This window comes from Pseudomonas sp. RIT-PI-r (assembly GCF_001297015.1).
In the GTDB taxonomy this organism is placed as follows: domain Bacteria; phylum Pseudomonadota; class Gammaproteobacteria; order Pseudomonadales; family Pseudomonadaceae; genus Aquipseudomonas.
On the sequence record NZ_LIGE01000023.1, the window covers coordinates 307,858 to 319,766 of the forward strand.

Here is an 11,909-nt window from a genome sequence, read left to right on the forward strand (position 1 = left end):
TCCTACATGGAATGCGCCCCCCTGTAGGAGCTGCCGAAGGCTGCGATCTTTGCTTGTCAGGCCGGAAGATGTCCGAGCGGCAACGCCCCCGGCGTCTTCACCGTATGAATCGCAAAGTTGCTGCGAATGTCGCTCACCCCCGGCAACTTCAACAGGCAGCCACTGAGAAAGCGGTCATACGCGCGCAAATCCGGCACCACCACTTGCAGCAGAAAATCCGATTCACCCGACACCAGAAACGCTGAAATCACCTCCGGCAATGCCGTCACCGCTGCGTAAAAAGCCTCGGCCTGTTCATCGTTGTGGCGCTCGACCTTGACCCCGACAAACACCGTCAGCCCCAAACCGACTTCGTCACGATCCAGATTGGCCTGATAGCCGCGAATCACCCCCGCCTCTTCCAGCATCCGCACCCGGCGCAAACACGGTGAAGCCGACAAGCCGATTTCATCCGCCAGTTCGACGTTGCTCAGGCGCCCGTCCCGTTGCAGGGCGGCGAGGATTTTGCGGTCGAAGGCGTCCAGTTTCATGGTTGGCAGATCTCGATAGTATCGTGCGGAAAACCAGCAGGTTATGCCAAATCCAACAGCTTTTGAAGCCGACTACGCAAGCACCTGCCCTACCCTTCAGCCCTAGACTGGCCCTACCGAATCGACAACGAAAGGACTGACCCGTGGCGAGTCTCTGGCTGTTTTTCCTGGCATTGGCGGTGGTTTTTCTGCTGCCCGGCCCAGACATGATCCTGCTCCTGCAAACCGGTGCGCGTCAGGGCCGCGGTGCGGCATTGGCCACCGCGATAGGGCTGGCGGTTGCCCGGGGTTGTCATGTGGCGTTAGCGGCGTTGGGGTTGGCGGCGTTGTTCAAAGCAGCGCCGTGGACGTTCGAAGTGGTGCGGCTGGCAGGGGCGGCGTACCTGCTGTGGATCGGCATTCAATGCCTGCGCAGCACACTGTTGCCGGACCTGACCACAGCCGATGTCGCCGATACCCATGACCAATGGCGCGAAGCGATCCGTCGCGGTTTGCTGACCAACCTTCTCAACCCCAAAGCCCTGCTGTTCTGCTCGGTGCTGCTGCCACAGTTCATCGTCGCCAACGGCGCACCGGTGCTGAGCCAGTTTGCCATGCTCGGCGCTCTGCTGGTCGGCATCGGTCTGTTGTTCGATTGCGCTTACGCCTTGACCGGTGCAGCGCTGGGCCGTTGGCTGCAACACAGTCCAACGGCGCAACGGGTTCAACAATGGCTGTTCGGCAGCCTGTTGATCGGCTTTGCGGTGCGCCTGACCTTCGTCCAGCAGGCTTAGCCTTTACGGGCCTTGCGCTGGCGACGCGTGATCAATAGCAACGTAGCAGCGCTGACCAACACCATCGCGCCGATCTGCACTGGCCACTTGTACGGCCGTAGCGAGGAGCGCGCGGCATCGGTGACCTGGGTGACGTAGCGCTTATCGGCGTTTTCGAAATCCGGATACGGGCATTGATTACCGAAATCCACCGCCCACGGCACGAACGGGCCTTCCTTGACGTAACGCTGATACAGCGCACTTTGATCTTCCAGGCTGCTGTTCCAGCCCGCTGCGTTGCACAGCACGGCGGCAAACGCCTGACTGGTGTGCGGCAGATTGTCGGCGGCGCGACTGGCGAGTTCGGTGGTGACAAAACGATAGTGATAACGCTGATCCGGTTTCGCTTCGCTGGCCTGCTGACGTTTTACTTCGGACTCAGAAACCAGCGGGCCGACTTTCAGCTCGGCGCCTTCCAGTGAATAGTTGCCACCAAACGTGGCGTAGTCCGGCGCCATCTCGTAACCGAGAATGTCCATGCCCCACTCCCGCGCCGTCCACGCCGCGTTATACAGCGCACCGGCGCGTTTGGTCGGCCACCACGCCGAGTCGGCTTTCAAGCGTTGCTGACCGTAAAGCCGAGCCTTGTTTTGCAGGTCTGGATTATCGAAATAGCCGACCGCATCGGCGTAATGCCCTTCGCGCAGCAAGCGCCGACCGAGCAAATTGCGCAAGCTGGCAGCGACGGGCAACGGCACGTAGTTATCGCGCTCCTGCTGAGTCAGCGCAGGTGGCGCCGGCACGTTATCGTCGACGTATTTTTTCAGCTCATCGACGGTCAACACGCGCTCGGCCACCGTCGCTGCATCGAACCAGTAAGTGCTGTTGCTGCGATACAGCTGCACGAACGCTTGCAGGTATTCGCCGCGCTGCAGGGCGAGAATCGCGCTTTCACCTTCGACCCGGCATTTCGGCTGCAGGCTCTCGTAGGCCCAGTCCGGAGTGCGGCGATAACCCCAATCTTCTTTCTGCGGGAAGGCTTGCGCGGCTTTCGAGTAGGCAGCAGCAGCGCCATTTTTATCGCCGTCACGCACCGCCAGTTTCGCTCGCAGCCACCACGCGAGTCCGCCGTCGCCGGCGTTTTCGAGGAAGGCCTTGGCGCCCACGTAATCGCCCTGTTGATAACTCATCGCCGCCAGACGATCAGCATTTTCCAGGCTGCCACGGGTGCTGTTTTGCAGCAGCTTCACCAGTTTCTTTTCGTTCGGCGGTTCGTCGCCAAACGACCAGCCCTGGCGACTGACCAAGGACGCCGTGACCAGTTGCTGCACCGATTTGTGCTGAAGCAATTCGGCCAGTTCGGCCTCGGGCAATTCCGCCAGTTCATTCATCAATTGCTTGAGCGAGGTGTAACCCACGGCGGAACCGTGCAGATTCTGCGCTTCATACAATTCGATGGCGCCGTTCCAGTCGCCCGCAGCGCGCACCACCCGCGCTTCTTCGCCGAGACTGGCGACGCCCAATTCCAGCGGATCGCTGAAACCGTCGATGCTCAGTTGCCGGGCCTGACGGAACGCATCACGCGATCGCTCCAGCGCAACCACCTTATCTCCGGCCTCGCTGCTCATGGCGAACAACGTACGCCCGAGAGAATACGCAGCCCAGGTGCTGCGAAGCGGACGCTGATCAGCCGGCAGCGCCAGCAGCTTGTTGAAATATTCGACGGCGAGTTGATGATTGCCCGTGGCAAACGCGACTGCGCCGGCCACGTACAAACGGATTTCCGCCGGCAGGCTCGCGCCCTGCACCTCGACCTGATGCGCATCGGTCAGCCCGCGCAGTTGCTTGACCAGCACTTGCTGCTCGGCGCTCAAACCCAGCTGTTCGGCTTTCTCCCGCGCCTCGGCAGCTTCGTTTTCTTCGCCGTACATATCGTTGGGATTGTGCGTCGCAGCCGTAACGTTCTTCAGCCCGGCAATGGCTTTGCCGAGGCGACTGAGTTCGAAATTGAAGTTGCCCTCCGGCAGATCGGCCAGGGTTTGCCCGCGATTGTCGAGCAGGCGCATCGGGAAGTCGGGGCCGCAGGCCAGCGCCGACCCCAGCGGCACGCAGAGGCTCAGACAGAGCAGATGGCGGGGCCAGTTACGGGTCAACATGCGAACCTCCTTGATCAATATGTGCACAGCGCGCCCAACCGATGGCGCGTTGTCCGCCCGCTGGCAAGCGGCCGTCGCGCAGGCGGGTGAAGGTAAGCAGATCCGGGCCTTGTTGCAATGCATAACCGGCGAGCGCATCGGCGCCTTCACAGCTTTTCGCCTTCAACGTTATTTTCGCCGGCCAGGCACTGTCGAGGTTACCGGGGTTGTCGAGTTTGATGTCGTAGAGACCGTTGTGTTCGCTGAATGTCACGCCGAGCCGGCTGACCAATTGTTCGCCCCGTGCCACGGCGCGCAACGTGGTCAGGCTCCAGGCGCGACGATCATTGGCCAGCGGCAGGCGAAACCAGATCAACCCGGCCAGATGCGCTGGCGGCTCGTTTCGCAAGGTCTTGCCCAGTTGCCGCAATTGCAGGGGATCGGCGAGCAGCTCCCGACGCTCGCCACCGCGCTCGAGCTGCACTTCGCTTTCCACCAGCGGCGCCCCCCCGTCATCCGGCAACAGCGCCACACCGTAGGCCGGCAGCGCGAGATAAAACGGTTTATCGGTGATTCGCGCCCAGGCCTTGGCCCACTTCAACGCCTGATCAGGATCAAACAGGCCCCGGCGCGGATCGCTGACGGCGTGGACTTGCAGCACGCTGCTGTCGACGGTTTGCAGAAGTGCAGGCAGTTGCGCACTGTCGAGCCAGGCCGGCAGTGCAGTGATGCTCAGTGGCAGGGTCGTCGGCAATGCCGAGCGCAGATGTTTGAGGAATTCGGCGTAATCCGGCAAACGGGCGTTACCGGCATCGTGATCGATTTCGACGCCACTCAGCGTCAGACCCAGGGCCTGCCAATCGGCGAGCAGTTGAAGGATGTGCGTGGTGAGTTGATCCTGATCCAGCGACTTGAGCTGGCCGTCGAGACGGATCACCGCAATCAGCGGACGGCCATCGGCTTTCAATAGCGGTGCGTCTATCAGCGCCCTGCTCCATCCGGCATTCGGGAAGGCTTGCAGCGCGAGCACGCGCAGTGTCGAGAAGTCAGCATGGCTGTCGCGCAATGCGGCCTCATGGGCCGGCATCCATTGGCGTTGCCAGATGTAGAGTTGTTGGTCGAGGGGTGGCGCGTCGTGCTGCTCGCAACCCGAAAGCAACAATCCCAAAAGCAGCCCGACAATAAAGCGCATACCTTCCCAACCCCTGACACCACCAGGCTGCAAGGTTACACAAAAACCCCGTAGGAGCTGTCGAGTGAAACGAGGCTGCGATCGTTTGATCTTGTTTATAGAATCAAGACCAAAAGATCGCAGCGTGCCGCAGCTCCTACAGAGCTGTCGCAGGTTTACGCGCGATGATCACCTGGCTTTTCGCAACCACCGCATCCAGCGCCTGCTTGATCTGCGCGCCACGCGGCGAGTTCAGCACCGCTTGCCAGGTGTCGGCCCAGTGATTGAGCAAAGGATGATCCGGGTTGCTGAAATCGACCTTGGCTTCCCAGAACAGCAACATCCACATCGACCAGTAAAAACCGTATTGGCTGTGGCTGATGATCTCCAGCCCCGCCTCGCTGACCATCGCCTTGAACTGCTCTTCGCTGATGATGCGAATGTGGTTGGGTTTCTGGAAATACTCGGCGGCGGCGATGTCTTTCTGCAGGTCTTCGGAACTTGGGTGCGGCACGCTCAGTAAATACAGCGCACCGGGTTTGCCCACGCGCACCAGCTCCGCGAGAAACTGCGCCGGATCGTCGACGTGCTCGATGACCTCGGTGGAGACCACACGCGTGGCTGTGGCATCGGCAATCGGCAGCGGATTACAGTCGGTGACATGGCATTCGACATCCCGCGCCGGCGTGTCACTGAGCCGCTGGCGGGTCGCTTCGACCTTGGCTGCATCGATGTCAGCGATGATGATCTTCGCCCCGCGCATGCCGCAGAAATGCACGTTGCCGCCGTCGCCACAGCCGACGTCGAGCAGCGTGTCATCGGCAGTCACCGGGAAGCCTTTGAACAGCTCGCCGGTTTCCTGATTGAACCAGCCGCTGAGCATCGCATCGTGCAGGCCGAGCATGTACGGATCGGTCTTCTCGGCAGTCGCGACAGGCTGCGCGGGGGCCGGTGCAGGCGTGCCCGCCGTGAGTTTCTTCAAAAGGCTCAGCATGAGGTGGCTCCAGAGGATGGGACGGCGGTTCGCGAAGTACCGAGGCGTTTGACCAGCGCGGCGCCGCGATTGCGCATGGGCATTTCGATGAAGCGGTAATTCAGTTCACTGAGCAGCACGATCAGACCGAACGCCAGCAACAGCGTGATGATCGGGTGCCCGGCCGGGCTCGGCAGACCGGCGGTTTGCAGGCGGAAGATCAGTTCGCGTACCAGTTGATAGGCCGGAATATGGATCAGGTAGATGCCGTAGGAACGACTGCCAATCCAGGCCAGTACACGCTGAACGCCAGCGACGGGCATCAGATAATCGCGGTTGTATGACGCGATCCATACCAACAGCGCGCTGAGGACAGCGATCGAACCGATGCGGTAGTTAGCGAAGGTGAAACGGTCAGTGGCCATGAAGCTCAACAACGCTCCAATCACGATCAACGCCGAAATCCCGGCCCACGGTCGACGCAAGAACGTCGGTTGCCAGCGCTGATAGCTCGGCTGCGCGCTCCACATGGCAAGCAAGACGCCGAGCGCCAGTGCATCGGTGCGCACCACCATCAACAGCGGCGTGCGCACGGTGAACAACTGCACCGCGACCAGCGCCAGCAAAGCCCAGACCAGATGCTTGCGGCACAGCACGATCAGCAGCGGGAACAGCAGGTAAAACTGCTCCTCCAGCGACAGACTCCAATAGACGAAACTGCTGCCATATTCGTAGTGAAAGAAGCTGTCGGAAAAGCGGAAGTTGGCGTACTGAAAGACCCCCGCCAGTGTCGCTTGCAGGTTGGCGGACAGCGTACCGAACGCCCCGGAACGATTGACGAACAGGCACGCCAGCAACATCAGCGCCAGCCATAACCAGGCGGACGGCAACAGACGAAAGGCCCGGCGCAGCCAGAAATTGCGCGTCTGTTGCCAATACTCCTGGCGCGTAGTGCAACCTTGCAGCGCCGGAATCAGGCTGCGGGCAATGATAAACCCGGAGATGGCGAAAAACAGATCGACGCCCCACCACGGCTGCGCCCAGCCGTGGATTTTTTCCAGCAAGGGCACCGGATCGGTGAACAGGCTGCCCTGCAGGTGATGGAACAGCACGCCCAGCACCGCAATGGCGCGCAGGACTTCGATGTCCATGATCCTCTTGCTGTTCATGCTCGCGGGGTTTCCACGAGGGTCGCGTTGAGTTCGAACATCTGCGCGAAGAACGCCTGCAAACGCTGCTCGGCCACCGCCTGACTGCAGAATCCTTGCAGGCTGCTGACCGCTTGCGCCGACATCTGTGCATAACGCGCCGGGAGATTTTTCGCCACCTCGTAACTGGCCTGATAGGCCTGGCACAACGACGCCCAGTTGGTCACATAACGCAAGGTACGGAAGGCTTTGCGCGGGTCGTGCGGCCAGGCTGTGAGTTCGTCGGTGGATTCGATCAGGAACGCATTATCGGCGCTCAGGTAATCGATCATCGCCGTAGTACGTGGCGCCACCGCCGGTTTGCCGCAGGACATGAACTCCATCAACGGCAGGCACTGGCCTTCGCCATAGGAGGTGTTCACCACGTAGCGGGTCGCTTGCACCAGGCGCTCGTAATCGGGGTCGGCGAGATAGCCGTAGATCAGCACGATGCGGCAGCGATAGGACTGGTTCTTGTACAAGTGATGGAGGATGTCGCCGAGGGCTTCTTCGGCATCGTGATGGGTGAGCTTGAGCACCAGCGTGGCGTCTTCGACATCGCGAAAACTCACGCAGAAAGCACTGAGCATGTCTTCCCAGTTCTTGCGCCCATCGCCGGGGTTGAACACCGAGGTGTACACCACGCCGTCGAGCAGCAGCTCCTGTTCGGTGATCGGCGCGGCGAAATCGATACCTTTGCCACGGCGTAAATGCTTGGGTCCGAATGCATTCAGGTCGAGGGTCCGACTGTCAGCAACCAGCCCCTTGATCTTCAGGCGAAACGACTCGCTCGGCACTTGCCCCTGCAACTGCGCCCCCCGTGCGGCGAAGCGATCCCACACCGGCGCAGGTACGGCGACGATCGGGTAGTCGGCGTCCATCGCCTCACGCACCGCGTTGACCGTGTAGCTGGAATGGGTGATCGCCGCGCCACAGGCGCGCAGCACGGCACGCCAGTCATTGCGCGGTTCACCGGCAAACGCTTCGTTAGGGATGGTGCTGAATTCCCAGGCAAACACCGGCAACGTCGGACACGCCAGATGCACCGGAGTGCGATGCGGTGGCGAGAACGACAGGAACACACAAGGCTCGCCCCGGCTCAGGCATTCCAGGTACAGCGCATCGACCTCGCGCTGTGGATCAACGACCTCCACCACCCGCCCGAGGCGTTCGAGCACCGGCCGGTATTCCTTGAGCACGAAGTAATAGCTGTACTCTGAACGCCCGAGATTCTGCACGATGGTGTGCTGGTTGGTTTCCGAATGAATGATGATCAGCATGAGGCGTTGTCCGTCACTGGCGCGGCGTCTGTAGTGTTCGGTGCCAGCCCGAAAAAATCCGCCATGCGCTTTTGCACCGGGGCAAAGGCGCAGTAATCGTGCATTCGCTGTACGGCGGCGGCCGACATCCGCTGGTAATCCTGCGGCTGTGCCTTGGCCACCCGGTAGCTCTGCTCGTAGGCGTTTTTCAGCGAACCCCAGTCCGGGCGGTAACGCAGGGTGCGGTAAATGATCCGCGTGTCCTGCGGCCAGATGGTCAGCTCCTCGCTGGAGCCGACCACGAACGCCACCGCATCATCGATGTAATCCTCCATCGCCGTGTGATCCGGTGCGATCACCGGTTTGCCGCTGGACATGAATTCCATCAACGGCAGACACAACCCTTCACAGCGCGAAGCATTCACGTAGAAACTCGCGGCCTGGTAGAGCCCGGCGTACTGCGCATCGTCGAGGTAACCGTGCATGACCACCACACGGCAGGCGAACGGCGTGAGTTGCGCGAGCAAGGTCATCAATTCGCTGTAGTAGGACGCCAGATCGTTCTGGGTGATTTTCAGCACCAGTGTCGCATCGGGCGTTTCACGAAACGCCCAGCAGAACGCGGTGATCAGTTGGTGCCAGTTCTTGCGGCCATCCTTGGGATTGAACACGGTGACGTAGACCACACCGTCGACCCGGGTTTCGACCACCGACGTGGTGTCCGGCAGATCCAGCGGTGACGGCTCGATGATTGGCAGCGGTTGTGGACCGCAAATGGCCGGCAGACGTTGTTCGAGCCAGCCGTGAAGATTGTCTGGAAACAGATCGCGAAGGCCTTCCCAGTACCAGTTTTGCAGAAACTTTACTCGCGGTACCGGCTCTGCCTGCTCACGGCCCAGGTCCAGCGCCCACAGGCGCAGGTAATGCCGGGCAATCACCAGACGTCGCTTGAACGTCAGCGGTGGCGGGCGCGCGGCTTCGAGTTCGGCGGCCAGCGCGGCCTCTTCTTCAGCGGTCAGCGGCGTCGGGATCAGCGCATCGGCTGACAGGCCCAGCGTGCGTGTATCGAAAATGCAGCCCTTGATGGCCAGCGTGGCGCCCGGATTGACCGGCACAGGCACATGCTGCCGACGGATTGCCGCGAAGTTTTCCCACAGCGGCGTCGGTAGCACCAACACCGGAAAGTCTTCGCCCATGGCCCGGCGAATGGCGCGCGCGGTGTGGCTGGACAGGGTGATCACCCGGCCTTGGCGCGCAAGCATCTGCGTCCAGTCCTGACGCGGATCGTTGTCCCACTGCTCATTGGGGATCGAATCGAACTCCCACGCCACCACGCAAATCGTCGGGCACTGCAGATCGACCGGGGTTTTCTGCGGCGGGGTGAACGACAGGAAGACACTGTCTTCGCCGGCGGCGAGCAGTTGTTGATAGAGCGTATCGACTTCGGCGGTGGATGCCACCACATGCACGCGCCCAAGGCTTTCCAGCACCGGACGATACGCCTTGAGCACGAAGTAATAGCTGTATTCCGGACGCCCCAGGCTTTGGCTGATGGAGCTGTCGTTAATGTCCGAGTAGAGAATGAAATTCATGGCATCCCACGATGAAACTGCCGTCCTGGCACCTTCATGCTATGACGGCCAAGCCTCGGATCAAGTCGGCAGTGCCGCTCTCGCCCTAGGTCATGGAGCACGTCTTCGTTCTTGTTTTAGTGGTCGGTTTCACCCTGCATCACGACCCCGGAATCAACCCCGGGATTGTCGCGACGAGGGGCATTCTAAACACATCCGTTGAGGATTCGTGAACCATCCGGCGAGAATAAATCGGGCTACGCTGACGAGAACTGACCGGTCACGGTTGGACCTGTTGAAATTGCCGCGCAATTGGCACAGATTGGCAACCAAACAACTACAACAATGACTTCGCCCGTCGTCCCATCGGTTTTTCTACCGGTCTGACAGACATCCCCTTAAAGCCTGTGGGAAAGTGGCGCAAGTTCAAGACCAAGGGGTCGCTGTTTGAAAAAGCGTCTGTTCGTCACGGGTCTCAGTGGATTCGTGGGACAACATATTCAGTCTCGTCTGGCATTGCCTGATTCGTCGTGGGAGCTGCTGCCTGCCGCTGCGCCCTACGACCTGACAGATCCGGACAGCCTCATCGACCTGTGGCCGCAACTGCCCGACGCCGTCATTCATCTGGCCGGGCAAACATTTGTCCCGCAAGCCTTTCGTGACCCGGCGGGCACCCTCGAAATCAATCTGCTCGGCACCCTCAATCTGCTGCAGGCGCTCAAAGCTCGCGGCTTTCAGGGCACCTTCCTGTACGTCAGCTCCGGCGATGTCTACGGTCAGGTCGGCGAAAACGCCTTGCCGATCACCGAACAACAACCGCCCTGCCCGCGCAACCCTTACGCGGTGAGCAAACTGTCCGCGGAGTTTCTCAGCCTGCAATGGGGCCTGAGCGAAGGCTGGCCAGTGCTGGTCGCGCGGCCGTTCAATCACATCGGTACCGGGCAGAAAGACAGTTTTGTCATTGCCAGCGCTGCCCGCCAGATCAGCCGGATCAAGCAAGGTCTGCAAGCGCCGCAACTGGAAGTCGGCGACATCGACGTGACACGCGACTTCCTCGATGTTGGCGATGTCGTGTCGGCGTACTTCGCGCTGCTGGAAAAAGGCACGCCGGGGCAGGTCTACAACATTTGCTCGGGGCGCGAGCAAAGCATCCGCAGCCTGATCGAACAGCTGGGCGATCTGGCCGAGGTCGAGATGCAACTGGTTCAGGATCCAGCGCGCATGCGTCGCGCCGATCAGCGCCGCGTTTGCGGCAGCCACGCAAGACTGGCGAAAACCACAGGATGGGCGCCAGAAATCACCACACAACAATCCCTGCGGGCGATCCTGTCCGACTGGGAGATGCGAGTACGACAAGAATGACAAAAAGTGCACTGATCACAGGGATCACCGGCCAGGACGGCGCGTATCTGGCCAAGTTGCTGCTCGACAAGGGCTACAAGGTTCATGGTCTGGTCGCACGGCGCAGCAGCGATTCGCGCTGGCGCCTGCGCGAGATGGGCGTCGAAGCCGACATCGTCTACCTCGACGGTGACATGGCCGATGCCTGCTCGGTGCAGCGCGCGGTCATCAAGTCGGCGCCGGCCGAGGTGTATAACCTCGCCGCGCAAAGTTTCGTCGCAGCTTCCTGGGATCAACCGGTGACCACCGGCATCGTCGACGGTCTGGGGGTTACCCATCTGCTCGAAGCGATCCGTCAGTTCAGCCCGCACACACGCTTCTATCAGGCCTCGACCAGCGAAATGTTTGGCCTGATCCAGGCCGAGCAACAGGACGAGAACACGCCGTTCTATCCGCGCAGCCCCTATGGCGTGGCCAAGCTGTACGGCCACTGGATCACCGTCAACTACCGCGAAAGCTTCAACCTGCACGCCAGCAGCGGCATTCTTTTCAACCACGAATCGCCACTGCGCGGCATCGAATTCGTCACCCGCAAGGTCACCGACGCCGCCGCCCGCATCAAGCAGGGCAAACAGCACGAACTGGCCTTGGGCAACATCGACGCCAAGCGCGACTGGGGCTTTGCCGGCGATTACGTCGAGGCCATGTGGCTGATGCTGCAGCAGGACAAGCCTGACGATTTTGTCGTCGCTACCGGTGTCACCACCACGGTGCGCGAAATGTGTCGCATCGCCTTTGATCACGTCGGCCTGAACTACCGCGACTACGTGAAGATCGACCCGGCGTTTTTCCGCCCGGCCGAAGTCGAAGTGCTGCTCGGCAATCCGGCCAAGGCACAACGCGTGCTGGGCTGGAAGCCGAAAACCGACCTGGATACCTTGATCCGCATGATGATGGATGCGGACATGAAACGCGTCGCCAAGGAGTAGG

10 protein-coding genes are annotated in these 11,909 nt (G+C 60.9%); 3 read left to right on the forward strand and 7 right to left on the reverse strand.

Features of this window, described 5'->3' with window-relative positions:
• Positions 1–56 precede the first annotated feature (56 nt).
• On the reverse strand, positions 57–530 hold the full coding sequence (locus tag AK821_RS10930) for an Lrp/AsnC family transcriptional regulator (protein WP_053125245.1): 474 nt from the start codon (positions 528–530) through the stop codon (positions 57–59).
• Positions 531–673: 143 nt separating this feature from the next.
• Here AK821_RS10930 and AK821_RS10935 point away from each other — a divergent pair, with 143 nt between their 5' ends.
• Positions 674–1,303: a LysE family translocator gene (locus AK821_RS10935; protein WP_064389653.1), complete on the forward strand. Its 630-nt coding sequence runs from the start codon at positions 674–676 to the stop codon at positions 1,301–1,303.
• Here the strand turns inward: AK821_RS10935 and AK821_RS10940 are convergent.
• From AK821_RS10940 to AK821_RS10965, 6 genes are all read right to left on the reverse strand, one after another.
• Positions 1,300–3,438, reverse strand: a complete 2,139-nt coding sequence (locus tag AK821_RS10940) for a hypothetical protein (protein ID WP_064389654.1) — start codon at positions 3,436–3,438, stop codon at positions 1,300–1,302. The genes AK821_RS10935 and AK821_RS10940 overlap by 4 nt on opposite strands.
• Positions 3,425–4,609, reverse strand: a complete 1,185-nt coding sequence (locus tag AK821_RS10945) for a DUF3142 domain-containing protein (protein ID WP_064389655.1) — start codon at positions 4,607–4,609, stop codon at positions 3,425–3,427. Before AK821_RS10945 ends, AK821_RS10940 begins: the two co-directional genes overlap by 14 nt.
• Positions 4,610–4,745: 136 nt before the next feature.
• Positions 4,746–5,582, reverse strand: coding sequence for a class I SAM-dependent methyltransferase (locus AK821_RS10950; RefSeq protein WP_064389656.1), 837 nt, complete (start codon positions 5,580–5,582; stop codon positions 4,746–4,748).
• Entirely contained in the window at positions 5,576–6,730 is a 1,155-nt protein-coding gene (locus AK821_RS10955) for an acyltransferase family protein (protein WP_064389657.1), read from the reverse strand. Before AK821_RS10955 ends, AK821_RS10950 begins: the two co-directional genes overlap by 7 nt.
• On the reverse strand, positions 6,727–8,028 hold the full coding sequence (locus tag AK821_RS10960; protein WP_064389658.1) for a glycosyltransferase: 1,302 nt from the start codon (positions 8,026–8,028) through the stop codon (positions 6,727–6,729). Before AK821_RS10960 ends, AK821_RS10955 begins: the two co-directional genes overlap by 4 nt.
• A complete protein-coding gene (locus AK821_RS10965) occupies positions 8,022–9,599 on the reverse strand; it encodes a glycosyltransferase (protein WP_064389659.1) in 1,578 nt (525 codons plus the stop codon). Before AK821_RS10965 ends, AK821_RS10960 begins: the two co-directional genes overlap by 7 nt.
• A 426-nt stretch (positions 9,600–10,025) precedes the next feature.
• Here AK821_RS10965 and AK821_RS10970 point away from each other — a divergent pair, with 426 nt between their 5' ends.
• Together AK821_RS10970 and gmd are read left to right on the forward strand one after the other, a co-directional pair.
• Positions 10,026–10,940, forward strand: coding sequence for a GDP-mannose 4,6-dehydratase (locus AK821_RS10970; protein WP_064389660.1), 915 nt, complete (start codon positions 10,026–10,028; stop codon positions 10,938–10,940).
• A complete protein-coding gene (gmd, locus tag AK821_RS10975) occupies positions 10,937–11,908 on the forward strand; it encodes a GDP-mannose 4,6-dehydratase (protein ID WP_064389661.1) in 972 nt (323 codons plus the stop codon). Before AK821_RS10970 ends, gmd begins: the two co-directional genes overlap by 4 nt.
• Position 11,909 lies beyond the last annotated feature (1 nt).